The sequence below is a fragment of the Lachnobacterium bovis genome (assembly GCF_900111325.1).
GTDB lineage: Bacteria > Bacillota > Clostridia > Lachnospirales > Lachnospiraceae > Roseburia > Roseburia bovis_A.
The window spans coordinates 1-23,191 of the sequence record NZ_FOGW01000029.1; the positions used below are offsets into that span (position 1 = coordinate 1).

Genomic DNA, 23,191 nt, shown 5'->3' on the forward strand with positions numbered 1-23,191 from the left:
TGGATATACCGGTTCTTCTCTCAAGTTCAGCGAGATTAACCTTATCAATATTAAATTTTTCACCTAATTCATCCTTTATTTCATTAAGTGCTTGTGTTAAAATTTCTTGTAAGTCATTACGATTTTTCTCATTCATTCTAATATACTGGTACATTGGCTAATATCAGTATAAAGGATATAAAATAAATCGTAATGGCTTTTTTTAGTTGAACTTTTATGGCTAATTTCTCCCGTCACTATTTTGGTTATTTTAACCTATCTGTATTTGGTTATTTTTGCCTGACTCTAACAGGGGAAAATACCTTTCCCCTACGGAGCAAAAAACGCTCCTACCCCTTTGTGCATCCCCAAACAAGGATACCCATAATAAAATATGGCTATCCTGATCTGAGGATCTTTCGTGTGCCCAACCGTAGGTACTAGTCCATGCCGAAATGGATGAGCACACGTTTTAGCGTAATGACGAGAGGTGGCAATAAGCATTGTTCTTGTCCCTCCGCTATTGATGCAGCTGGTTATATCAGCCGTGAAGAACTTTATAGCGAGTATGATGGGCACACATACAAGCCAGACCCTAAAGAGGATTTAGTTCATAAGGAGATTGATTTACCAGAGAATGAACCAAAGGAATATCAAGATAGAGCCGCACTTTGGAACTCAGTAGAGGCTATTGAGAAGCAACATAATGCACAGCTTTGTAGGATGTTTAAAGCTTCACTTCCAAATGATTGGACTTATGAAGTTGCGGAAGAAGTGGTTAGAAAATATGTGAAAGACAATTTTGTTTCTAAAGGTATGTGTGCAGATGGGGCAATCAATGATTCAGTTAATGAAAAAGGACAACGCAATCTGCATTTTCATTTATTGCTAACATTAAGGGCAATTGATGAAAACGGCAAGTGGATGCCAAAGCAAAAGAAAATCTATATTCTTGATAAGGACGGAAATAAAATCCGAACCAAGAAAGGTTACAAGTCCAAGACAGAGAAAACCACAGATTGGGATGAGCCAAGCAAAGCAAAAATGTGGAGAAAGAATCTTACGGAGCTTATCAATGAAACCAATGATGCATTGAAGATAAATGAACATTGGGAGCATAGGTCATTCAAAGAACTAGGCATGGAAGAACTACCAACCATTCATCTGGGAAGTCGAGCTAATGCATTGGAGAAAAAAGGCATTCGTACAGAGCGAGGAGATTACAACCGCAAGGTTATGGAAATCAGAGGACTCATTGACTTTATCACAAGGACTTCTGCAAGCATTGAAAACTTCAAAGCTAAAATCAAAGATACAAGTAATGAAGTTATCGAGCTTATTGAGTCAGTTTGTAAACGTCATAAGATTTTACAGTTGCCGATTATCAGCGGTAAGTTTTTGAGGAAGGTTTCTCACAGAGAAAGACTCCAAGATCCCAATAATATGGTGGCTTTCGTAGAGTTAAAAAACATCACAACCTTTGATTCTTTGCAGGGCTACCTTGCTGAGCATGAGGAGAAATACGATAGGTTAAATAAAAAGCTCAGCAAGGGCGAAGATGATCCAGAGTATATCAAGAAAGAAATTAAGTCGGAGCTTTCTGGTTTAGCTTTTGCTGAGGTTCTTGATTACAACAAGACTAACGAAGACAGAGAGCGAGCAAACGACAAGAGAAATAAAGAGCAACACAAGGTTGAGAGGAAGCATAGACAAGAGAGATAGCTATGATTTCTCTTTTTTGAAAGGAGAGTTTATGGACGAGAAAAAAACTTCAAATCAAATTATAAAAATTATTGGAAAGACCACGTACATTGTGAGTCTGCATTTTAAGGACAAAGGGAAAACTTTTTATGAAACCTTAAAAAGAGTCCTAAAAGTGGATTCAAAATAGTACACGTTACTATTGACATTTAGTCACTGGATTAGTAAGCGAAGAAGATATTAAACAACATATCACCATATAAATTTTACCCATCCAAAAAATGAATATTCACTTCAAATATGCCGACATATATTTTGTACGTACAGCATTTTCGTACAGAGTATATGTCGATTTTTTACTTGTATCTTCTGCTTGCAATTTAGAGTCTAAATACAAAAAACTATTCATAAACTAGAGTGATAAAAACGACATAAATATACAAATAATAAATCCCAAAATATTAAATAATTATTATAACTTGACAAAAGAAAGAGGAGTTAATATGCAATTATATATAGAGAATACGATAGTTTTAACCGTATCATATTGCTTTTACGGAACTTTTTCATGGTATGTTTTCATGAGTATAAAATCAGATTTTGGATCTGAAAAAGAAATTCAATATTTTAAAGCCCAAATTGTATCATATTTGATATATTTAGCCGCAACATGGTTATGGACACTTAATGAGTTAAAGGTGATTAATATTGATGCTCCAATGTTGTTGACCTTAGCAGTAGTGTGTCATATATCAGTTAGTTGTACAATGTATTTGTGGATTAAATATTATGTTTATCATTTACAAATAGATTTTATAGAGAAAAGGTGGTTTAGACGATTGTTTTCTATTCCTATCTATTTTGCTGTAATTTTGATAGTATCAGCGTATAAGTATGATTTTGTTTTCCATGTGATACAAAAAGGAAAAAGAGCAGAAATTATATATGATAAGTATTATTACTTGCTGTATGTATTTTTTGGAATGTATTTTGTTTTTGTAGTAATTGAAACAATTATAACCGCAACTAAATTAAAAGAAAGAGATAGAAGACAAGAAATAATTTTATTTATAGGATATATGTTTATTTTGACACCAATTGTAGTGTTTAGTCATTTTTTGAGAGTGCTAACAGTTACAACAGTGTCTCATTTAGCTGCAATTTTTTTCACATATATTAGCATACAAGAGACAAGAGTAAGAATGGATGGTCTAACTCGATTAAACAATAGACGTGTGGCAGAGGAGTATCTTCATAAGACTATAAGTGAATTAGTAGAAGGGAAAGAAGAAGTTGCAGTATTTATGATAGATGTTAATAGATTTAAGCTTGTTAATGACAGATATGGACATCTTGAGGGAGATAGAGCATTAGTAATTGTTGGAAATGTAATAAAAAAAGTTGCTTCATCTAATAATTGCTTTGTTGGTCGTTATGGTGGAGATGAATTTATCATGATTTTCCATAATAGACTACCAAGGCTTAATAATATCTCTAAAAGAAGAAATACAAATCAAAGATCTATCGCAATAGAAGAATATTTCGAAAACAACATTTATAACACTCTTTGTAAAAGATTAAACAAAGAGCTAGAAGAGGAGTGCAAAAATTTAAATCTTGAGTATGAATTGTCTTTAAGTGTAGGGTATAGTGTGTGCAAAAATTCAAAGGATGATCCTAAAGTAATTATTAAATTCGCAGATGAACATTTATATCAAGAAAAAGAATCATATCATAAAAAAAATGACATGTATAAAGAGTCTTAAGTATTGAAAAATGCTTGTTTTTATGGTAATCTTTTGATTATGTAAAATGCGAAATTGATTTCATATTTTGCGAGATAATATCTTTAAAGGAGACAAGTTGTTGAACATTGAACCTATAGCTGTGATATACACAGACTTTTCTGAAAAGTTTGGTATACCAAGACAAAGTGGATTAGTTAAACAATTGACAGGCAAGATTGTTTTTGAAAAGAAATACAGAGACGTTTTAGCGATACAAGGTTTAGAGGAGTTTTCTCATGTGTGGTTGATTTGGGAGTTTTCGAAGTCTAATGTTAATCCAGAGAAATTTGTACCAATGGTACATCCGCCTAAGTTAGGTGGTACAACTAAAAAAGGAGTATTTGCTACTAGATCTCCATTTAGACCTAATAGACTGGGCTTATCCTCTGTTGAAATTTTACAAATCGATACGACATCGGATCAAGCTCCTGTTATTTATGTTTCTGGAATTGATATATTAAATGGTACTCCGATTTATGATATCAAGCCATATATTCCATATGCAGACGCTCATGTAGATGCTAAAGAAGGATATACTGTGTCTACTAAGGATACTAGGATTGATGTAGTATTTGAAAAGGATTTTTCGGATATTATTTCTGAGGAGACTAAGCAGACGTTAACTGAAGTTTTAAGACAGGATCCTAGAGCTGCATATAACAAGAAGGAAGATTATATCTATGGTATGGCATTTAGAGAATGCGATGTACGCTTTAAAGTGGAAGATAATATATTAAAAGTAGTAGATATATGTTATAGGGATGATAATTTTAAAGAGATTAAGTAACGCAGTACTAGCAGCGATTTAAGAGTAATAAAAAGAAAATATATTTATAGGAGAATTGCATGAGAAACAAAACTTACAAACATATGTATCATATATTCGGTAAAAAAGGATGGGTTAATGATCCAAATGGTTCTTGCTATTATGATGGCAAATATCATATTTTTTACCAATATTCGCCAGATTATCCAGAGAGTACATTAAAGTACTGGGGACACGTAAGTTCAGAGGATATGATTCACTGGGAAGATAACGGAATTGCACTTAAGCCAGACATTCCTCAAGATAAAGATGGTGTTTATTCAGGAACTGCATTTTGTGGAGATGGCAAAATGGAGCTTTTTTATACAGGAAATGTAAAGCATCAAGGTGATTTTGATTACATTTTAACAGGAAGAGAGCAAAATGTAATTTATTTATCAAGTGAAGATGGTATTAATTTTTCTGAAAAAGAATTACTAATGACAAATGAAGACTTTCCTAAGAGCATGGGACTTCACGTACGTGATCCAAAGGTGTGGAAGGAAGATGACAAATATTATATGTTTTTAGGTGCTAGATCAGTTGACGATAAAGCATCTATGTTGATTTTTGAGTCAAGTGATAAGAAAAACTGGAAACTTTACAAAGAGTATACACCAAGCGCTAAGTTAGGTTATATGTTTGAGTGTCCAGATTATTTTGAAGTGGATGGCATCAAGGCAATTGGTGGATGCCCACAAGGAATGGAAAGCGAAGAATTCAAATTTATGAACATGTATCAGTCTGGTTACTTCATTTTAAATGATAATACAATTCATTCAACTAATGAAGAACTTGAGAAAGATATTACAGTTTCTAACTTTAAAGAGTGGGATATGGGATTTGATTTTTATGCACCACAGGTATTTGAAGCTCGAGATGGTAAGAAGATAATTATCGGATGGGCTGGGGTTCCAGATGCTCCATATAATAATGCTAAATCTTTAGAGGAAGGCTTCGAACATTCGTTAACTTTATTTAGAGAAATTTCATATGATTCTGACAAGAAAATTTTTAAGACATATCCTATCAAAGGTTATGAGTCGTTAAGACAAGCAGAAAAAGAGATTGTCGTAGCTGATAATAAGAAACATGTAACACTTGATAGTTCGTTTGATATGGAAGTTTGCACTACAGATAGTGATCAATTCAAAATTGTCTTTGGTGATGCTAATGATAATGACGATTTGATTTTTGCATATGAAGATGGAGTATGCAAATTGGATTTCTTAAATGATACTGGATGCAAGAGAGATATCAGACGTGCTAAAATTGATAAGATTGATGATATTAGAATTTTTATGGACCAATCAATTATTGAAATTTACGTTAACAAAGGTGAAGTTGTATTTACATCTAGATATTATCCAAATGATGACAATATTGTTGCTAAATTTGAAAATGTTGAAAATGTAAAAGCGTACTCTTTAGAAGAAATATAGAATAGTATTCGTTAGAAGAAATTTTAGATTTTTTAAAAAATATAGCCAAGACTACCGTTACTTCTTGTAAACAAGACAAAAAGAAACGGATACAGTCTTGGCTTTTTTAAATTTACCGTCTAGAAATCTAGAACTTAAATTCAATCAACGTATTTTTCGAGGTAATCTAAATCTGCGGGATTTTCAATGATAATTTCACCGCGTTGTATAATATCATTTGTAAGAGCTGACGCTAAAAATATATACTCAGATAACTGACTTTTAAGATTTAGTGAATCGCCCTCTGTTGTCTGAAATAAAACATCGCCACGACATCTTTTTACAGCGTCTAAAAATTCCATTATTTCGATATTTCCTCTGAGATGATCTTTAAGTTTCATATTTACCTCCTTGTAGGAAAAGTGTTTTCTATTAATTCTAAGATGTAAAGTTTATATATGCAAGTGCATGTCATATAGAAAAAATACATATTATTACCCATATTATCGTTTAAAATAACGAAAAAAATTAGCATTGTACTTGTTAAAATACAACTATTTTATTGTTTTTTTATATAAAAGAGCGTAAAATTATAATTAGTTAACAAATATATTTATAAAGGAGAAAGAAATGAGTAACGTAAATGGTTTTGGTCAATTAATTGAAATTTTAAAAAAGAATCCTAAAAAAATCGTGTTTACTGAAGGATCAGATCCTCGTATTTTAGAGGCTGCGTCAAGACTTTTAGCAAGTAATTTCTTAGCGCCAATACTAGTAGGAAATCCTGATGAAGTATATAATTCTGCAGAAGAAAGTGGCTATAATATCAGAGGAGCAAAAGTAATTGACCCTGATAATTTCGACAGAATAGATGAAATGGTTGAGTTATTTTGCGAACTTAGAAAAAGTAAAGGAGTTACAGAGGAACAAGCTAGAGCAACTTTAAGACATGCTAATTATTTTGGAACAATGCTTGTTAAAATGGGAATTGCAGATGCTTTACTTGGTGGCGCAACTTATTCGACAGCTGATACTGTTCGTCCAGCGCTTCAACTTATCAAAACTAAACCAGGTAACAGTATAGTATCTTCTTGTTTTATTCTTGTTCGTCAGTCAGCTACAGGTGGCAATGAAGTATTAGCAATGGGGGATTGCGCTATCAATATTCATCCATCAGAGGATGATTTAGTTGAGATTTCAGGAGAAATCGCTAAATGTGCTAAAATCTTTGGTGTTGATCCAGAAATCGCATTCTTAAGCTATTCTACATTTGGCTCAGGAAAAGGTGAGGATGTAGATAAAATGCGTAATGCAGCTAATAAGGCTAAAGAAAAATATCCTGATCTTAAGATTGATGGCGAATTACAATTTGATGCAGCAGTTTCACCAAGAGTTGCGAGAACTAAATGTCCAGAGTCAGAAGTCGCAGGACATGCTAATACATTTATTTTCCCAGATATCAATGCTGGTAACATTGGATATAAGATTGCTCAAAGATTAGGTCAGTTTGATGCATATGGTCCTATTTTATTAGGTCTAAACGCACCAATTAATGATTTGTCTCGTGGATGTAACGCACTTGAGGTTTACTCAATGGCTATCATTACAGCGGCTTTAGCATAAAATAAAAAAAGTATAAAAATTAACATGTAAATATGAAATAAAATCTATAAATACTCCGCAAAATGAAATTTTTATTAAATCATTTGTGGAGTATTTTTCATGTAATTGACTTTGTTTTTTTACCATGATATGATAACTAAGTGAAAATATAAAAAGATGGGTAAGTGTCTTTTTTTATAGAATAGATAAAAAGGAAGGGTAAAGCATGAGAGTAGGTATGGGATACGATGTTCACAGGCTTGTACCTGATAGAAAACTCATAGTAGGAGGGGTAGATATCCCTCATGAGCTTGGCTTATTAGGACATTCTGATGCAGATGTTTTATTACACGCTATTATGGATGCAATTTTAGGTGCAGCAGCTTTAGGTGACATTGGTAAGCATTTTCCAGATACAGATGACAGATATAAAGGCATTAGTTCTGTTAAATTACTTGAACATGTAAGAGATTTAATAGAAGAAGAAGGCTATTTTATAGAAAATATTGATGCAACAATCATTGCACAACGTCCAAAATTTAGACCATATATAGAACAGATGGAACAAAATATTGCCAAGGCTCTTAAGATTAATATTAATCAAGTTAATGTTAAAGCCACAACAGAAGAGAAGCTTGGTTTTACAGGTAGACAAGAAGGAATCGCTGCGAATGCAATTTGTTCATTGACTGGCTTTTATGAGGCAAGTGTTGCAGTTGGACCTTCGGCAACAGGATGTGCTGGTTGTAGCGGATGCAGCAAAAAGTAAAAATAAGGGAGAAACTTAATGGAAAACAGAGTACGTTTTTATAATACATTAACTAGAGAAGTAGATACGTTTATTCCAAATGTTGATGGCAAAGTTGGCATGTATACTTGTGGACCAACAGTCTATCATTTTGCACACATTGGTAACTTAAGAAGTTACATTATGGAAGACGTTTTAGAGAAGGTTTTACGTTACGTTGGATATGACGTAAAAAGAGTAATGAACATTACAGATGTTGGTCACTTAGCGAGTGATGCAGATACAGGCGAAGATAAGATGTTAAAAGGTGCTAAAAGAGAGCACAAAACAGTAATGGAAATCGCTAAATTTTACACAGATGCATTCTTTAGTGATTGCGCTAAGCTTAACATTAAGAAACCAGATGTTGTAGAACCAGCAACTAATTGTATAGATGATTTTATCAAAAAAATAGAGATTCTTATTGATAAAGGATATGCGTATCAAGCAGGCGGTAACATTTATTTCGATACATCTAAATTAGATGACTATTATGTTTTTTCATCAGCTGTTGAGCAGGAAAAATTAAAAGAGGCTGTTCGTGATGATGTTGAGACTGATGTTAACAAAAAAAATAAAACTGATTTCGTTTTATGGTTCACTAAATCTAAATTTGAGGATCAGGCTTTAAAATGGGATAGTCCATGGGGCGTAGGTTACCCAGGATGGCACATTGAATGTTCTTGTATCAGTCTTAAACATTTAGGCGAATACATTGATTTACATTGTGGTGGTGTTGATAATATTTTCCCACATCACACTAACGAAATTGCACAGTCTGAGTCAATAATTGGACATGAATGGTGTAAGTATTGGTTCCATGTTAATCATTTAAATGATAAATCTGGCAAAATGAGTAAATCAAAGGGTCACTTCCTTACAGTTTCTACTTTAGAGGAAGAAGGATTTAATCCATTAGTATATAGAATGTTTTGTTTACAATCTCATTATCGTAAACCATTAGAGTTTTCATATGAGATTTTAGAAAATATTAAGGTTGCTTATCAAAAATTGCGTAAAAAAGTTACTTCATTAGATAAAAATGGTGAAGTAGATCAAGAAGCTTTTGCAAAATATCAAGAACAATTTATTGATGCTATAAGCAATGACCTTAATACATCAATGGCAATTACAGTTGTATATGATTTATTAAAAGCAGATATAAATGATGCTACTAAATATGCATTAGTAGAAGATTTTGATAAAGTATTATCTCTTGATTTAACAAAAGAAATGGAAGAAGAAAAAGGAAGCGTTGATGCCGAATTAGAACAATTTATTCTTGATAAAATCGAAGAAAGAAAAGCTGCTAAAAAGGCAAAAGATTTTGCAAAAGCAGATGCTATCAGAGATGAACTTTTAGCTAAAGGTGTAAGTATTAAAGATACAAGAGAGGGTGTAGTATGGGAGATAGTATAATTAAAATTGATTCTACCATCAGAAATTTTTTTGATGTTAAGGAAGTTGATATTAGAACATATTCGCCCCTTACACTTGCATATATAGGAGACGGAATTTATGATTTAGTAATTCGTTCAATTATCGTTGGACGAGGTAACACAAAGGCTAGTAAACTTCATATGAGAACTAGCCAAATCGTTAAAGCTAATGCACAAGCTCAAGTTATTGAAGCAATAGAAGATCTTTTAACAGAAGAAGAAACAGAAATCTATAAAAGAGGAAGAAATGCTAAGTCACCAACTATGGCCAAAAATGCCTCTATGAAAGATTACAGAAAAGCAACTGGTTTTGAAGCATTAGTAGGATACTTATATTTACAAGATAGATTTGAAAGAATCTTAGAATTGACTAAAATTGGTCTTGAAAAAGCTGATTTTAATATATAGTCGATGAATTTTAATAATAACAATCTTTTTATAGGAGAAAATTAAATGGCATTTGAAAAAATTAAAAACCATGAAGAAGAAAAAGTAGATGGAAACAAAATCGAGGGCAGAAATGCTGTACTTGAGGCGTTTCGTTCAGGTAAAACAATTGATAAGGTATATATTTTAGATGGTTGTCAAGATGGACCAATCAGATCAATTGTAAGAGAAGCAAGAAAACATGATACTATTATGAATTTTGTTGCTAAAGAGAGATTAGATCAGATTTCTGAGACAGGACATCACCAAGGAGTAATCGCTGTAAGTGCAGCCTACAAATATGCTGAGGTTGAGGATATTTTAAAAATTGCTGAAAACAAAAATGAGGCTCCATTTATCTTTATTCTTGATGGAATCGAGGATCCACATAATTTAGGTGCTATTATTAGAACAGCGAATTTAGCTGGTGCACATGGTGTAATTATTCCTAAGAGAAGAGCAGTTGGTCTTACTTCTACAGTTGCTAAAACATCTGCAGGAGCAATCAACTATACACCTGTAGCTAAAGTTACTAATATTTCTAAGACAATCAAAGAGTTAAAGGAAAAAGGAATGTGGTTTGTATGTGCTGATATGGGTGGAGAGAGCATGTATAATCTAGATTTAACAGGTCCAATGGGACTAGTTATTGGTAATGAAGGCGAAGGCGTAAGTAAATTAGTTAAAGAAAATTGTGATTTTATTGCTTCAATTCCAATGAAAGGTGACATTGATTCATTAAATGCTTCAGTTGCAACTGGAGTTTTAGCATATGAAATCGTTCGTCAGCGTATTGTAAAAGCAAAATAGTAGTATAATAATATTTGTGGAGTATAAAAGGAGAGTATTGTGAAGAATTATCAGGATTTTTCTGATGAAGAATTAATTGAAGAATATAAAAAGGGTGATAACGAAGTAGGAGAATATATTTTAAACAAGTATAAACCGCTAGTAAGAAAGCACGCTAATGCAATGTTTCTTATTGGTGGTGAAACAGATGATCTTATGCAAGAAGGCATGATAGGTCTATTTAAAGCAATGAGAGATTTTGATGAAAGTAAAAATAGAACTTTTTTCTCATTTGCAGATTTGTGTGTGTCACGGCAGATATATTCGGCAGTTGAGGCTTCTAATCGAAAAAAACACATACCTCTTAATAATTATATTTCTTTTTCTCAAAATGATGATGTATCTGGTTTTAAGATAGAAGAAGTTTTAGAAAGTGATGAAAACTTCGTTAATCCGGAAAAGATATTGATTCAAAAAGAGATAATTAATGATTTTTATTCGAAATTAAGAAATAATCTAAGTGATTTAGAAAAAAATGTGTTAGAATTATATCTTAAGGGAGATAATTATGTTAAAATTGCACAAATATTAAATAAGAGTCCAAAATCAATAGATAACGCATTACAGCGAATTCGACAAAAAATGACTCAAATGCGATAATCAGCGTTTCCTATACCGAAAAAACTTCTATGATTATATTTTTTTATATCATATTTATTTATAAATAAACCGAAATATCTGTTGAGAAGGTTAGAAACTCTAGAGTGCAATTTTAAGTCATTAGCTTTATGGTTAGTGTGATATAAACACGAATGAAGGATGTTTGGTGAGGAAGGCGGTGATTATGTATGGAATTTTCAAGAGTGGGACAACATACTATAAAGTGTGTAATTACCGAAGATGAGATAACTGGGCTTGGTTACTCCATCGATGATATCATGTCAAATGGGGATAAAACCCAAGAGTTCATGAATCATATATTTGATTTAGCTGAACAAGAATTTGATATGGATTTTGAGCTTGGCGTTAAGACGGTTAGAGCTGATTTTTTGCCAAATCATACAGTTTCACTTACATTTTCAGAAAAAAAAGGAGAGTCAGTTACAGATCATATAAAAGATCTTGTGAATGGACTTTTGAATGCGATTCCTCAAGATAAATGGGATGAGATTAAACCTTATGCACAAGATGAAAGTTATAGTGAGACTAAGGGCGATAATTCGAGTTCATCGTCTAAGAGAGAACAGAAAAAACAGAATAATTCAAGTAGCAGCTTAAATGAGAAAGTTGAAGAAACTGAGATTTCGTATGTAGTTGCAATGATGTCATTTAGTGATTTTTCTTGCTTGGAAAATTTTGCAAAACGTGTTAATCTTGAAACAAGAGTTGACAATTCTTTGTATAAAATAAAAAATAAATATGTATTAGTTTTAGATCTTTCTGATTGTGAAGAAGAAGAAGTTTTACATTTATCAGTACTTGCTGACGAGTATTCTGATAAAATAGAAGTTGGACCAGAAAGAGAGTCATACATTAGAGAACATGGAAAATGCATTATTGTTAGACAAGCAATTGATTCATTAAAGGATTTTTAAATTTGTATTAATAATCAATAAATCAATAGATTATGAGATTATGATTTTGGTTATTATTAATTGTTTAATTAGAAATATTAACGGCTAAAAATCTGAAATGATTTTTGGCCGTTTTTTATTAAAGGGAAAAAGGAGGATATGTTTATAATGGGTGCAGCAGAGTACCAAGAAGCATTAAAGCTTGGAAAAAAAGAATATAGAACAAGAAGTTCAAGTGGTGATTTTCCATATTTACCTGTTTTAGATGAATTGATATCTAATGAAAATATCCAAACTGATCAATATTTAGGATTAGTTAATATTCCTTTAGAGAAAGTTGTAGGAACAAGTACGGCAGGAAGAACTCAAGCTTTTGCAGCAAACTTTATGCCTTTATTAGAGTATGGTTCTGAGTTTAGTTTAAAATGGTCTTCTTTATCGGAAGCTCAACTTAACGAAGGGATTAGAGATCCCATTGAGTGTTATGAATATATGAATAAATATTACGTCGTAGAGGGAAATAAAAGAGTTAGTGTTATGAAATTCTTTGAGGCTGTTTCTATTCCTGCTATTGTAACAAGAAAAATCCCTAAATATTCTGAGGATAAAAATGTAAAAGTATATTATGAATATATGCATTTTACAGATGTAACTAGAATAAATACGATTGATTTTTCCAAAGAGGGAATGTCAACAAAAATTCTAGAATTAGTTGGAGAAAAAGAACCTTGGTCAGATGACGCAAGAGAAGAATTTAAAAGAGTTTTATTTGATTTTTCAAGAGCTTTTGAAGGACATAATATAAAAAATTTAAAATTAGAGCTAGGTGATGCATTAGCTGTATTTATGAGCATTTTTACGTATGAAGGAATGAAAAACATGACAGAAGATGATTATGATAGAAATATCATCAAGTCATGGAATGAATTTTTATCAGTTGAGTCAGGTCGTAAAATAGATATTATATTAGATCCTACAGAAAATAATAGTAAAAAAGGTTTATTAAGTTATTTCATGCCACAAAACAATCAAAAACTTAAAGTAGCCTTTTTATATCCAAGGGCTCCAGAAACTTCCGATTGGATTTATGCGCATGAATTAGGAAGACAATATCTAGAAGAAAAATTTCCTGACAAAATAGATACAATAAGCGTTTACGATGTAAAACCAAATAATGTAGAATCGATTTTAGATGATGTAATTGCCGAAGGTACAAATATTATTTTTGGTGTTGCTCCAGAGATGATGAGATCGTCCTTAAAGGCGGCAATTGAGCATCCAAATGTAAAAATACTTAACTGTTCATTAAACGCACCACATCGCTATATAAGGACATATTATGCAAGAATGTATGAAGCAAAATATATAGCAGGAATGATAGCAGGTGCTATGACGGATAATAATAAGATAGCATATATAGCAGATTATCCAATTTATGGAACGACAGCTAATATAAATGCCTTCGCACTAGGAGCATTGTGTGTAAATCCAAGAGCAAAGGTATATTTAGAGTGGTCCTCAAGAAAAGGTTATGATATTGACAATTTTTTAAAGGAAAACGATTTGCGTTATGTTTCAAATCAAGATATGATAACACCTCGACATGCTTCAAGAGAATTTGGAGTATATCAAATTGAAAATGGTAAAACAGTCAATTTGTTGGTTCCAATTTGGAATTGGGGTATGTTTTATGAAAAAATGATAGAAAGTATTTTAGAAGGTAATTATCAATCACAGGAAACAAAGACACAAAAAGCTCTCAATTATTGGTGGGGAATGTCATCAGGAGCTATAGATATTGTGATGTCCAAAAATGTACCATATAGGGTGGCTTTATTAGCAGAGCATATCAAAAAAGACATTATAAAGGGCGAAGTAACTCCATTTTATGGAGAAATTTATGCTCAAGATGGAAGACAAATAAATAAAGCTAATAAAGAGATGAGACCAGAAGATATTATGAAAATGGATTATCTTGTTGAAAATATTGTCGGTCATATTCCGGATAAGTCAGAATTGATAGATAAAGCGCAAAATGTTGTAAAAATACAAGGTGTAGAATAACATCAAAGTAGAATAGAGGAAAGGGTAATATAGGGTTAAGAAATGAAAATTTTATGTTTGGCAGATGAAGAGTCAAAGCTCTTTTGGGATTATTTTCGTAAAGAAGATTTTGAGGATGTAGATCTTATTATATCCTGTGGAGATTTGAGCTCTTCTTACCTAACGTTTATTGAAACTATGACATCAATACCATTGTTGTATGTTAGAGGAAATCACGATGATTCGTATAAGGAAAAACCACCAGAAGGATGCATTTGTATAGAAGATAAAATTGTCAATATAAACGGAATCAAAATAATGGGATTAGGTGGATCCCAAAGATATCGTATGGGGGGGATTAATCAATATACAGAAAAAGAGATGCTACATCGCGTCAAAAAAATGAAAAAGAAAATTTGGCGTCATAGAGGTATTGATATTTTAGTGACTCATTCGCCGGCTAAAGGCTTTCATGATGGAGAAGATTTGTGCCATACAGGTTTTGAAGTTTTTAATTATATTATAAAAAAATATGAACCAAAGTTTTTTTTACACGGCCATGTTCACATGAATTATGGAATCAATTTTCCAAGAGAAGATGTTATGGGAAAAACAAGAGTTATAAATGCATTTGAAAAATATTATATAGAGATATAATTTTAATATATCGCTTATATAGAGATATAACTTTACTGCATAGCATTAAAACATTATATTAATAATAAAAATAGGTAAAAAAAAAGAGCTGATGACGGGAATTGAACCCGTGACCCCTTCCTTACCAAGGAAGTGCTCTACCTCTGAGCCACATCAGCACTTTGCTATTACCTAGATTATAATATCAAATTACTAATCAATTGTCAAGAAATTATCAACCGTTTATTTCCTAGTATCTGAGAATTAAATTATTAACTCAAGATAATTTTCAGATAAACCGATATAGTGTTTGTAAGTGGGAAGGTGAATAAATAAAAAGGGGGCAAGACAGAATGAACTTGCAAAAATTTATTGATAACTGGGATGGAGCGTATGCAGTTAATTCCGGTGAAATTAGTGAAAAGTTTTTTGTTTATTTGGCAGATGATTTCAAAGATGCATTGGTTGAAGAGTGTGAAAATAGAGGTATGCATTTGAAAAATTATATTCTAGGAAGTCAATTTATTTGTGGTTTTATAAAAAAAGGAAAAAAATTTGTATATTTTAGTTGGAATTTTTTGAGCAAGGATAATAGAGTTAATACTTTTACGGAGGTTTCATATAGAGGCGTAGAAAATGATCATGATTTTGTAAATGGAATATATGAAACATGTCAGCTATCAGAGTTGGTAGATAAAGTTGAAAAATATTTTAATGAACATTCTTTAGTGGCATAAAAAAGTCCCATACATTTATATTGTGAGTTAGATAGTTACAATATAAATGTTATGGGACTTTTATTTATTATTTAATTTGATAAGAAATTGCTAAGAGATTCTACTGCTTCTGATTCATCTTCGCCATTTGCTAAAATTTGAATGTTTGAACCAGGAGTTGGATTGAATGCCATAATTCCCATAATGCTTTTTGCATTGATATGTTTTTCGTTACTTTCCAAAATTATATTACTCTGAAACTGGCAAGCAAGTTGAACTAATTCTGCAATAGGATTTCCCTTTCTTTCTAACCAATTTGATACGATAACGTTTGTTTCTTGCATGTTGTTACCCCTCCCATAAATGAAATTATTTATTATCAACTATCTTCTACTATAAATAATTTGAGTAAAATATGCAAATAAAAAATTAAAAAAAAGTTTTGAAAACCAAAAAATTGTAAAAAAAAGAGAAAATAACAAGTAGTAAAACATTTTAATAGTGCACTTTTTTAAGAACTTTTAACAGAAAATTAATATATTGGTATGTATTTATTAGCAAATACATAGTATAATAATATCAGGTGTTGCGTAAGTGTTACATCTGCTTTTAGGAAGAAGACATTATGTAGGATGTCAAATATATATGAAGTAAGGTGAAATAAATGAACAATAACGACTTAAAAGATATAAAATTTAATATACCAGGCAAAAAAGAATTATTATTGATACAAGGTAATGAATTTGTATATAAGGTTGGTATGATGGTTTTCTTAGCGATTATTTTGTATGAATTATATAAGGGGGAACGAATTTATGCGACAAATTCACATATTTGCATGTTTTTGTTTTGGCTAGTCGGAATATTCTTCCATGGATATATAAAATATAAATATGGCATTATTAGAAAAAAAGACAGAAAATAATAAAAATTAATTTGCTTTTTTGATTAATAAAGTATATTATATTCTTTGTAGAGAATTTTTACAAAATTATTACAAAGAGGAGGTATACGATAATGGTAAAGAAGGAAACACTTAAAGCTGAAAAGAAAGCTACAACAACTAAAAAAGAAACAAAAGAGGTACAGGTTTATTTCCAGTTCGGTAACCAGGAAGTTAACGAGAAAGAGGTAAACGAAAAAATTCAGAGTGCTCTTAAAGAGCAGGGACATAAAGATGCCATTAAAACAATGGAAATTTATGTTAAACCAGAAGAAAATGCAGCATATTATGTTGTAAATAAAACTGAAACAGGTAAAGTAGAATTATTCTAATAGAAGCGTGTTTTAGATAGTTAAAGTTAGTCAATAATTTATAGTTATATTTAATTGAATCGAATTGAGATGCATTTTCAAATGTGATGCTAATGTGGCATTATATTTGTTAATGTAGTCTTGATTGGTTCTTTTTTTATATCATTTTATAAACAACAAATTATAAATAAAATAACTAGGAAATGAAAAGATTCACATCCTAGTTATTATGTATGTTTAAATATTATTTTGTAATTTAATCGTTTCTTTTTTGTAAGAATGAAGGAATTTTAATATCATATGGTTCCTTGCTAGCTTTAACCGGTTCAGGTTGATTGATTCTATTTAATGTAGCATTTCCATTAGTGGAAACGTTAGAATTAATGTCATTAGGCAGTCCATAAGTATTGCCATTGTTCATTCTAGAATTAAAGTCGGCATTCATTCCTAAACCTAAATTTCCGTTAGAACCTGAAATATTATGTAGTCTTGAATTTAAATTATCTTGCGATGGTGATGCGGTAGGATGGCTTGAATAAGTAGTTGTGTCTTTCATTCCAGTTGCAATAATTGTTATAACAATTTTATTTGCATCAGCCATGCCATTTTGTACAGTACCCCAAATGATGTTAACGTCTTCTCCAGCTAAAGCCTGAACGTAAGAAATTGCATCATTTATATCTAAAAGGTTAACGTCGCCACTTGAGTTGATCAAAATATTTGATGAACCTTCAATTCTTGTGTCAAGAAGAGGCGATTCAAGAGCTTGTTTAAATGCATCAATTATTTGGCTACTGTCATCAACAATGCCGATTCCAAGATGACCGATGCCTTTGTTTTCTAAAGTTGTTCTTAGATCATTAAAATCAAGATTAATCATTCCGTTATTGAAAATAATACTTGTAATACTTGTGACAGTGTATTTTAAAACATTATCAGCAAGTGCAAAAGCTTCATTTAAGCCAAGTGGTTTATTAGATACAGAAATATTAATTAATTTGTCGTTTGGAATAACTAATAATGTATCAATATTTTTTTTGAGATTTTCAATTCCGGCTTTTGCGACTTTACATCTTGGAGAACCCTCGAATTTAAAAGGTAAAGTAACAACTCCAATTGTTAGTATTTTTTTCTTTTTACAGATTTCTGCGATAATAGGAGTAGCACCTGTACCAGTTCCACCACCCATTCCACAAGTGAGAATAACCATATCATAGTTCTCTACAAGTTGTGATATTTCTTCAGAACTTTCGTGAGCAGCAGCTTCACCAACAGCTGGATTTGAGCCAGCACCATAGCCTTTTGTTAATTTCTCACCTATTTGAATTTTGTATTTAATATCACAGGAATCAAGAATTTGTTTGTCTGTATTGAAAATAGCGTAGTCTACATGATCGCTATTTATATTTGCCATTCTTTTTATAGCGTTATTTCCGCCACCACCAATACCTATTACAAGTATTTTTGGCTCTAAAGAATTTGTTGTTGTATTTAAAATTTCCATTAAAGTCACCTCTATTTAGTTAATAAATATTGTAAATATATGTTTATTTTGTGAAAATATAGTTTTTTTTATATTCTGAAAAAAAAATTCAAAAAATCAAATTCGCACTTTTGCGAATTACTTAATTAATAATATAGCTTTTATGCGATAAATAGTCAATAAAAATTTGCAAAAATGCGAAAAAATATTGAAAAAAATATACCAGTATTGTAAAATAAAATCATAAATTAATAATTAGGTCGGAGGTTGCAATGTCAATAGGAGAACGAATTAAGCAACGTAGAAAAGAGAAAAAAATATCTGTTGATTATATAGCGAAAAAGTTAGGTGTGTCGAGTTCGACAGTATATAGATATGAGGACTCATCTATTGAAAAAATACCAATTCGCGTATTTGATAAATTATGTGAAATTTTAGAAGTTACACCGGCAGAGCTTATGGGAAATAGTGCAGAAACTTGCAGAACAGCAGAATCAAATATTCTTCCAGAAAAATTTAATAATCCACAAGATGCAATGGAGTTTATTTTGAGAACACCAACACTTGCGGCGTATGGAGGATATGATCCAAGTAGCATGACAGATGAGATGATAGTTGAGTTTGCGAATGAGTTATTAAGGCAGTTTAGATATGTAAGTCTTAGTTTTAAAGAGAGGTATAATCAAAAGAATGAAGAAGAAGGACATTATTAATCTCGCAAGAGAAATTAAACAAAATTGGCAAACTAATGATCCGTATGAAATTGCAAAAAAAATAGGAGTTTTAGTTTTTAATGGAGCCAATGTAAGAGGGTTTAAGGCTCATACGATTAAATTAGGGTCCTATCCTACTACAATATGGATAAATGAAGCGTATACAGAGCTTTCTAAAAAAGTTTTATGTGCACATGAGTTAGGACATGCAATTTTGCATCCAGATAATATAAATTATTTTGGTGTAACACCGGAAAATGTGGCTAAAAATGTAGAGTATGAAGCAAACTTGTTTGCGTTAGCATTGCTTGTTGATGAAAGTAGTTTAAATATGCCAATAGAAAATTTAAGTCCATATGCGGTAAAGAGTGTTTTGGATTATAACATTAAATTTTCATAAACTTTATTAAAATTTTATAAAAACTATAAACTTTATATTAAAAACATATAAATAATATTGAAGCGTATACATATCTATGATATCATTTCAGAAGTTGTAAAATAGATAAAAGAAAGATGATTAGGAGATATGTATTATGGCTAGAATATTGATATGCGATGATGCTGAATTTATGAGACTTATGGTTAGAGACATCCTTGAAAAAGAAGGACATGAGATTATTGGAGAAGCAGATAATGGAAATACAGTTGTAGAGTTATACAAGAAATTATCACCAGATCTTGTAGTTTTAGATATTACAATGCCTGGCGATAATGGAATTACTGCATGTGAAAATATTATGAAATATGATTCTAATGCAAGATTAGTTATTTGTTCTGCTATGGGACAAAAGGCTATGGTAATTGATGCTATTAAAGCAGGTGCACGTGATTTTATTACAAAGCCTTTTAAAGAGCATAGAATGATAGAAGCAGTAAATAGGGTGCTTAGTCTATAGAATTCTAAAGCATAGTAAAAACAAACCAAATACTAGATATCGAACTTGAAATAAAATAATATTGAAATAAAATAATATTGAAATAAATAATAATAAAATAAAAGATGGCACAACTTGAAATGATAATTTTTTCAAACAATGCCATCTTTTTAAATACATTTAAGCCTCATAATCTTTTTTGTATGCTTTTAAAGCTTCCATCATCTCGTCTAAAGATGCCTTTGTGACATTCATTTTAGCGAGTGTAGAATTTAAAACATTATTTAATTCTGCGTTGATTTCTTCTTCGGATTTCTTATAAGCAGTACCTATATTTGCAGAAGTTTTTGGCTGCTTATCATCTGAAATAGTTGTTGTTGTTTTCATATCATCACCTAGGTAATTTAATATTTTTTTGACATAGTTTTGAGTTTCTTTAAAAGGAGGAATTCCTCCATATTTTTTCACATTTCCACTACCAGCATTATAAGCAGCTAGAGCAAGTGAAACATTACCGTTATATAAAGCGAGTTTATCAGCAATATATTTTGCACCACCCATAATGTTTTCGCGTGGATCGTATGAATTACTAACGCCTAGCGATTTAGCAGTAGCGGGCATAAGTTGCATTATACCGACTGCGCCAGCACCGCTTACACATTTAGGATTAAAATCAGATTCAGCCTTAGCAATACATTTTAGTAAATTAATATCAACATTGTAAGTTCTTGAGGCTTCTTCAAAATATTTTTCATATTCGCTTGGATATTTAAAACTTCCAACTTTACTATTGCCTGACGAATAAGTCACAGTTGTGGTACTAGTATTTAGTGCAGAGTTATTATCTGCCTTAGTAGTTGTTTCTAAATTTTTTTTATAATTATTAACAGCATTAGAAGCAGTTGTTAAAATATAGTTAAAATCAGCTAATGTTTTATTATATTCAGCGGTCCTTGCTGCTTTTAATTGTTGTTTAACAAGGTCATAATCTAAATATGGTACTATTGAAATACTCATATAATTCTCCTTTCGTAAACGAACCTTAAAAAACAAGGTAAGATGCCTGTATAAGAAGTTTACAGAACTTATATCGGCAAATTATCATTTACATTAAGGAATAAAGAAAAATAATTTTTATAAAATTTTAATAATTATTGTGATATTAATCTTTTAATTGTGTGTCATTAAAGAATAAACAGCAACAGTATAGCATATTTCAACAATATAGTGTAGTAAAAGAAAAATAATACTTGAAAAAAAAATAATTATAGTGTATTCTTATGTAAATAAAATTTATCATATTAAAGTAAAAAAGTACGACTTAAAGTAAAAAAGTACGACAAAATAACAAAAAAGGAATAATTAACGAAATATTATGTATAATTGTATGATAAAAAAAATAGGAGGATTTATGAAAAGACCATTTATTACAAAAGAGCAAGTTGAAAATATTGTAAAAAAATATCCAACGCCTTTTCATTTGTATGATGAGGAAGGAATTAGAAAGAATGCTGAAGCTGTAAAGAAAGCTTTTTCGTGGAATAAAGGATTTAGAGAGTATTTTGCAGTTAAAGCTACTCCAAATCCATATATTTTAAAAATTTTAAATGAATATGATTGTGGATGCGATTGTTCGTCATATACAGAATTAATGCTTTCGAAATCGATAGGCGTTACTGGAGATCATATTATGTTTTCTTCAAATGATACGCCAAGAGAAGAATTTGTATATGCAGATAAATTAGGCGCAATTATAAATTTAGATGATTTTACACATATAGAATTTTTAGAGGAAGCAATTGGACACATTCCAGAAACTATTAGTTGTAGATATAATCCGGGTGGAGTCTTTAAAATGAGCAACGGAATTATGGACAACCCAGGAGATTCTAAATATGGAATGACTAAAGAACAATTATTTGAAGCTTATAAGATTTTAAAGAGCAAAGGTGCTAAAAATTTTGGTATTCATGCTTTCTTAGCTAGTAATACTGTAACTAATGAATATTATCCGCAGCTTGCTAAACAATTATTTGAATTGGTAGTTGAATTAAGAGATGCAACAGGATGTGACATTAAGTTTGTTAATTTATCAGGTGGTGTAGGTGTTCCATATGAACCTGATAAAGAAGGAAATGATATTGCAAAGATTGGAGAAGGTGTTCATAAAGCATTTGATGAGATACTAGTTCCAGCTGGCCTAGGTGATGTTGCAATTTTCACAGAAATGGGAAGATTTATGTTAGCACCATACGGTTGTCTTGTGACACAAGCTATTCATGAGAAACATATTTATAAGGAATATATTGGAGTAGATGCTTGTGCTGTAAATTTAATGCGTCCTGCAATGTATGGATCATATCATCATATAACAGTTTTAGGAAAAGAAGATGCAGAATGTACTAATGTTTATGATGTTACAGGTTCATTATGTGAAAATAATGATAAGTTTGCTATTGATAGAAAACTTCCTAAGATAAACATGGGAGATTATCTGGTGATTCATGATACGGGTGCTCATGGATTTGCAATGGGATATAATTATAATGGTAAATTAAAATCAGCTGAATTATTATTAAAAAAGGATGGAAGTGTGCAATTAATTAGAAGAGCGGAGACTCCAAAAGATTATTTTGCAACATTTGATTGTTTTGATGATCTTAAAATAGAAGAGTAAGTAGTCTGAAAAAAGTTAACGAAAAGTTAAAAAATGCGACATTTAATTTTCACAATATTCAATTAGACTAATAACATAGTAATAAGATAACTTTTTTCATTTTTTTCATACTAACCTCCTTTCTAAGGACAGCCAGTGGGTTGTCCTTATTTTTTTGTGTAGCAAGGTTTTAATAAACCCCCTGCTATGCAGGGGGACAACAGACGCTTTAGCTTACAGTAAAAACCTCCCGTGATATAATAACTTTGGTTCGCCAGCCAAGCTAAATATTACAGGAGGTGGTCCAAGATGGACATGAATAGTTTATCACATACAAAGTGGGAATGTAAGTACCATATTGTATTTGCGCCAAAATTCAGAAGAAAGGTAGCATATGGGCAATTGCGACAAGACATAGCCAACATTCTCAGCATGTTGTGTAAAAGAAAACATGTAGAGATAATCGAGGCGGAAATATGCCCAGATCACGTGCATATGCTGG

The 23,191-nt window shown here is 31.3% G+C and carries 26 protein-coding genes and 1 tRNA gene; 22 read left to right on the forward strand and 5 right to left on the reverse strand.

The features are described from left to right. Positions 1-426 precede the first annotated feature (426 nt). The 5 genes from BMY79_RS10405 (at position 427) to BMY79_RS10420 (ending at position 5,714) form a co-directional block, all read left to right on the forward strand. Positions 427-1,701 (forward strand): MobA/MobL family protein, encoded by a 1,275-nt coding sequence (locus BMY79_RS10405; RefSeq protein WP_074730912.1) that lies wholly within the window; start codon positions 427-429, stop codon positions 1,699-1,701. 31 nt (positions 1,702-1,732) lie between these two features. Next, positions 1,733-1,870 (forward strand): hypothetical protein, encoded by a 138-nt coding sequence (locus BMY79_RS12650; RefSeq protein WP_143065849.1) that lies wholly within the window; start codon positions 1,733-1,735, stop codon positions 1,868-1,870. Positions 1,871-2,183: 313 nt separating this feature from the next. After that, a complete protein-coding gene (locus BMY79_RS10410) occupies positions 2,184-3,446 on the forward strand; it encodes a GGDEF domain-containing protein (protein ID WP_074730913.1) in 1,263 nt (420 codons plus the stop codon). Between the two features lie 100 nt (positions 3,447-3,546). After that, positions 3,547-4,254, forward strand: a complete 708-nt coding sequence (gene tsaA / locus BMY79_RS10415) for a tRNA (N6-threonylcarbamoyladenosine(37)-N6)-methyltransferase TrmO (protein WP_022748952.1) — start codon at positions 3,547-3,549, stop codon at positions 4,252-4,254. A gap of 59 nt (positions 4,255-4,313) precedes the next feature. After that, a complete protein-coding gene (locus BMY79_RS10420; protein WP_074730914.1) occupies positions 4,314-5,714 on the forward strand; it encodes a glycoside hydrolase family 32 protein in 1,401 nt (466 codons plus the stop codon). 140 nt (positions 5,715-5,854) lie between these two features. On the opposite strand, the gene BMY79_RS10425 is transcribed toward BMY79_RS10420, so the two are convergent. Next, the gene (locus BMY79_RS10425; RefSeq protein WP_022748950.1) at positions 5,855-6,094 is read right to left on the reverse strand and encodes a hypothetical protein; all 240 of its coding nucleotides are present in this window, start codon (positions 6,092-6,094) and stop codon (positions 5,855-5,857) included. Positions 6,095-6,323: 229 nt separating this feature from the next. On the opposite strand from BMY79_RS10425, the gene pta reads away from it, so the two are divergent. The 9 genes from pta to BMY79_RS10470 all read left to right on the forward strand — a co-directional run bounded on the left by pta (position 6,324) and on the right by BMY79_RS10470 (position 15,010). Next, positions 6,324-7,316, forward strand: coding sequence for a phosphate acetyltransferase (gene pta, locus BMY79_RS10430; protein WP_022748949.1), 993 nt, complete (start codon positions 6,324-6,326; stop codon positions 7,314-7,316). A gap of 205 nt (positions 7,317-7,521) precedes the next feature. Next, on the forward strand, positions 7,522-8,064 hold the full coding sequence (gene ispF / locus BMY79_RS10435) for a 2-C-methyl-D-erythritol 2,4-cyclodiphosphate synthase (RefSeq protein WP_022748947.1): 543 nt from the start codon (positions 7,522-7,524) through the stop codon (positions 8,062-8,064). 18 nt (positions 8,065-8,082) lie between these two features. Next, positions 8,083-9,501, forward strand: a complete 1,419-nt coding sequence (gene cysS, locus BMY79_RS10440) for a cysteine--tRNA ligase (protein ID WP_074730915.1) — start codon at positions 8,083-8,085, stop codon at positions 9,499-9,501. Beyond that, on the forward strand, positions 9,486-9,929 hold the full coding sequence (locus BMY79_RS10445; RefSeq protein ID WP_022748945.1) for a Mini-ribonuclease 3: 444 nt from the start codon (positions 9,486-9,488) through the stop codon (positions 9,927-9,929). Before cysS ends, BMY79_RS10445 begins: the two co-directional genes overlap by 16 nt. Before the next feature lie 45 nt (positions 9,930-9,974). Continuing rightward, a complete protein-coding gene (rlmB, locus tag BMY79_RS10450) occupies positions 9,975-10,757 on the forward strand; it encodes a 23S rRNA (guanosine(2251)-2'-O)-methyltransferase RlmB (RefSeq protein ID WP_074730916.1) in 783 nt (260 codons plus the stop codon). Between the two features lie 39 nt (positions 10,758-10,796). Beyond that, the gene (locus BMY79_RS10455) at positions 10,797-11,396 is read left to right on the forward strand and encodes a sigma-70 family RNA polymerase sigma factor (protein ID WP_022748942.1); all 600 of its coding nucleotides are present in this window, start codon (positions 10,797-10,799) and stop codon (positions 11,394-11,396) included. A 188-nt stretch (positions 11,397-11,584) separates the two neighbouring features. Then, a complete protein-coding gene (locus BMY79_RS10460; protein ID WP_022748941.1) occupies positions 11,585-12,331 on the forward strand; it encodes an adaptor protein MecA in 747 nt (248 codons plus the stop codon). A gap of 147 nt (positions 12,332-12,478) precedes the next feature. Then, entirely contained in the window at positions 12,479-14,374 is a 1,896-nt protein-coding gene (locus BMY79_RS10465; protein WP_074730917.1) for a BMP family ABC transporter substrate-binding protein, read from the forward strand. Between the two features lie 42 nt (positions 14,375-14,416). Continuing rightward, positions 14,417-15,010 carry a metallophosphoesterase family protein gene (locus BMY79_RS10470; protein ID WP_022748938.1) on the forward strand — a complete coding sequence of 198 codons (594 nt, stop codon included), beginning with the start codon at positions 14,417-14,419 and terminating at the stop codon, positions 15,008-15,010. Positions 15,011-15,096: 86 nt separating this feature from the next. Here the strand turns inward: BMY79_RS10470 and BMY79_RS10475 are convergent. Beyond that, positions 15,097-15,168, reverse strand: a tRNA-Thr gene (locus tag BMY79_RS10475). 174 nt (positions 15,169-15,342) lie between these two features. On the opposite strand from BMY79_RS10475, the gene BMY79_RS10480 reads away from it, so the two are divergent. After that, positions 15,343-15,726, forward strand: coding sequence for a hypothetical protein (locus tag BMY79_RS10480; RefSeq protein ID WP_022748937.1), 384 nt, complete (start codon positions 15,343-15,345; stop codon positions 15,724-15,726). A gap of 71 nt (positions 15,727-15,797) precedes the next feature. Here BMY79_RS10480 and BMY79_RS10485 read toward each other — a convergent pair whose 3' ends face one another. Further along, positions 15,798-16,049 carry an HPr family phosphocarrier protein gene (locus tag BMY79_RS10485; protein ID WP_022748936.1) on the reverse strand — a complete coding sequence of 84 codons (252 nt, stop codon included), beginning with the start codon at positions 16,047-16,049 and terminating at the stop codon, positions 15,798-15,800. Between the two features lie 320 nt (positions 16,050-16,369). Between BMY79_RS10485 and BMY79_RS10490 the strand changes: the two genes are divergently transcribed. Continuing rightward, positions 16,370-16,630 carry a hypothetical protein gene (locus BMY79_RS10490; protein ID WP_022748935.1) on the forward strand — a complete coding sequence of 87 codons (261 nt, stop codon included), beginning with the start codon at positions 16,370-16,372 and terminating at the stop codon, positions 16,628-16,630. Between the two features lie 92 nt (positions 16,631-16,722). Continuing rightward, on the forward strand, positions 16,723-16,980 hold the full coding sequence (locus tag BMY79_RS10495) for a DUF6465 family protein (protein WP_022748933.1): 258 nt from the start codon (positions 16,723-16,725) through the stop codon (positions 16,978-16,980). Between the two features lie 235 nt (positions 16,981-17,215). Here BMY79_RS10495 and ftsZ read toward each other — a convergent pair whose 3' ends face one another. Further along, on the reverse strand, positions 17,216-18,463 hold the full coding sequence (gene ftsZ, locus BMY79_RS10500; protein WP_074730918.1) for a cell division protein FtsZ: 1,248 nt from the start codon (positions 18,461-18,463) through the stop codon (positions 17,216-17,218). A 251-nt stretch (positions 18,464-18,714) separates the two neighbouring features. Between ftsZ and BMY79_RS10505 the strand changes: the two genes are divergently transcribed. From BMY79_RS10505 to BMY79_RS10515, 3 genes are all read left to right on the forward strand, one after another. Further along, the gene (locus BMY79_RS10505; RefSeq protein WP_022748931.1) at positions 18,715-19,155 is read left to right on the forward strand and encodes a helix-turn-helix domain-containing protein; all 441 of its coding nucleotides are present in this window, start codon (positions 18,715-18,717) and stop codon (positions 19,153-19,155) included. After that, positions 19,133-19,555: an ImmA/IrrE family metallo-endopeptidase gene (locus BMY79_RS10510; protein WP_022748930.1), complete on the forward strand. Its 423-nt coding sequence runs from the start codon at positions 19,133-19,135 to the stop codon at positions 19,553-19,555. The genes BMY79_RS10505 and BMY79_RS10510 overlap by 23 nt, the downstream gene beginning before the upstream one ends. Positions 19,556-19,691: 136 nt before the next feature. Beyond that, the gene (locus BMY79_RS10515; protein WP_022748928.1) at positions 19,692-20,054 is read left to right on the forward strand and encodes a response regulator; all 363 of its coding nucleotides are present in this window, start codon (positions 19,692-19,694) and stop codon (positions 20,052-20,054) included. 159 nt (positions 20,055-20,213) lie between these two features. Here the strand turns inward: BMY79_RS10515 and BMY79_RS12475 are convergent, their stop codons facing one another. Continuing rightward, positions 20,214-21,050 carry a lytic transglycosylase domain-containing protein gene (locus tag BMY79_RS12475; protein ID WP_074730919.1) on the reverse strand — a complete coding sequence of 279 codons (837 nt, stop codon included), beginning with the start codon at positions 21,048-21,050 and terminating at the stop codon, positions 20,214-20,216. 394 nt (positions 21,051-21,444) lie between these two features. On the opposite strand from BMY79_RS12475, the gene BMY79_RS10525 reads away from it, so the two are divergent. Continuing rightward, positions 21,445-22,710: a diaminopimelate decarboxylase gene (locus BMY79_RS10525; RefSeq protein WP_022748924.1), complete on the forward strand. Its 1,266-nt coding sequence runs from the start codon at positions 21,445-21,447 to the stop codon at positions 22,708-22,710. 288 nt (positions 22,711-22,998) lie between these two features. Beyond that, positions 22,999-23,191: IS200/IS605 family transposase (gene tnpA / locus BMY79_RS10530; RefSeq protein WP_143065850.1), on the forward strand; the 193-nt coding region annotated here is incomplete at its 3' end.

Excerpts from the sequence above, each read along its gene's own strand:
- rlmB (WP_074730916.1), top strand. The coding sequence starts at position 9,975 with ATGGCATTTGAAAAAATTAAAAACCATGAAGAAGAAAAAGTAGATGGA.
- BMY79_RS10495 (WP_022748933.1), top strand. The coding sequence starts at position 16,723 with ATGGTAAAGAAGGAAACACTTAAAGCTGAAAAGAAAGCTACAACAACT.
- cysS (WP_074730915.1), top strand. The coding sequence starts at position 8,083 with ATGGAAAACAGAGTACGTTTTTATAATACATTAACTAGAGAAGTAGAT.
- BMY79_RS10420 (WP_074730914.1), top strand. The coding sequence starts at position 4,314 with ATGAGAAACAAAACTTACAAACATATGTATCATATATTCGGTAAAAAA.
- BMY79_RS10425 (WP_022748950.1), bottom strand. The coding sequence starts at position 6,094 with ATGAAACTTAAAGATCATCTCAGAGGAAATATCGAAATAATGGAATTT.
- BMY79_RS12650 (WP_143065849.1), top strand. The coding sequence starts at position 1,733 with ATGGACGAGAAAAAAACTTCAAATCAAATTATAAAAATTATTGGAAAG.
- BMY79_RS10485 (WP_022748936.1), bottom strand. The coding sequence starts at position 16,049 with ATGCAAGAAACAAACGTTATCGTATCAAATTGGTTAGAAAGAAAGGGA.
- BMY79_RS10465 (WP_074730917.1), top strand. The coding sequence starts at position 12,479 with ATGGGTGCAGCAGAGTACCAAGAAGCATTAAAGCTTGGAAAAAAAGAA.
- pta (WP_022748949.1), top strand. The coding sequence starts at position 6,324 with ATGAGTAACGTAAATGGTTTTGGTCAATTAATTGAAATTTTAAAAAAG.
- BMY79_RS10480 (WP_022748937.1), top strand. The coding sequence starts at position 15,343 with ATGAACTTGCAAAAATTTATTGATAACTGGGATGGAGCGTATGCAGTT.
- ispF (WP_022748947.1), top strand. The coding sequence starts at position 7,522 with ATGAGAGTAGGTATGGGATACGATGTTCACAGGCTTGTACCTGATAGA.
- BMY79_RS10515 (WP_022748928.1), top strand. The coding sequence starts at position 19,692 with ATGGCTAGAATATTGATATGCGATGATGCTGAATTTATGAGACTTATG.
- ftsZ (WP_074730918.1), bottom strand. The coding sequence starts at position 18,463 with ATGGAAATTTTAAATACAACAACAAATTCTTTAGAGCCAAAAATACTT.
- BMY79_RS10510 (WP_022748930.1), top strand. The coding sequence starts at position 19,133 with ATGAAGAAGAAGGACATTATTAATCTCGCAAGAGAAATTAAACAAAAT.
- BMY79_RS10405 (WP_074730912.1), top strand. The coding sequence starts at position 427 with ATGCCGAAATGGATGAGCACACGTTTTAGCGTAATGACGAGAGGTGGC.
- BMY79_RS10505 (WP_022748931.1), top strand. The coding sequence starts at position 18,715 with ATGTCAATAGGAGAACGAATTAAGCAACGTAGAAAAGAGAAAAAAATA.
- BMY79_RS10410 (WP_074730913.1), top strand. The coding sequence starts at position 2,184 with ATGCAATTATATATAGAGAATACGATAGTTTTAACCGTATCATATTGC.
- BMY79_RS10445 (WP_022748945.1), top strand. The coding sequence starts at position 9,486 with ATGGGAGATAGTATAATTAAAATTGATTCTACCATCAGAAATTTTTTT.
- BMY79_RS10460 (WP_022748941.1), top strand. The coding sequence starts at position 11,585 with ATGGAATTTTCAAGAGTGGGACAACATACTATAAAGTGTGTAATTACC.
- BMY79_RS10490 (WP_022748935.1), top strand. The coding sequence starts at position 16,370 with ATGAACAATAACGACTTAAAAGATATAAAATTTAATATACCAGGCAAA.
- BMY79_RS12475 (WP_074730919.1), bottom strand. The coding sequence starts at position 21,050 with ATGAGTATTTCAATAGTACCATATTTAGATTATGACCTTGTTAAACAA.
- BMY79_RS10470 (WP_022748938.1), top strand. The coding sequence starts at position 14,417 with ATGAAAATTTTATGTTTGGCAGATGAAGAGTCAAAGCTCTTTTGGGAT.
- BMY79_RS10525 (WP_022748924.1), top strand. The coding sequence starts at position 21,445 with ATGAAAAGACCATTTATTACAAAAGAGCAAGTTGAAAATATTGTAAAA.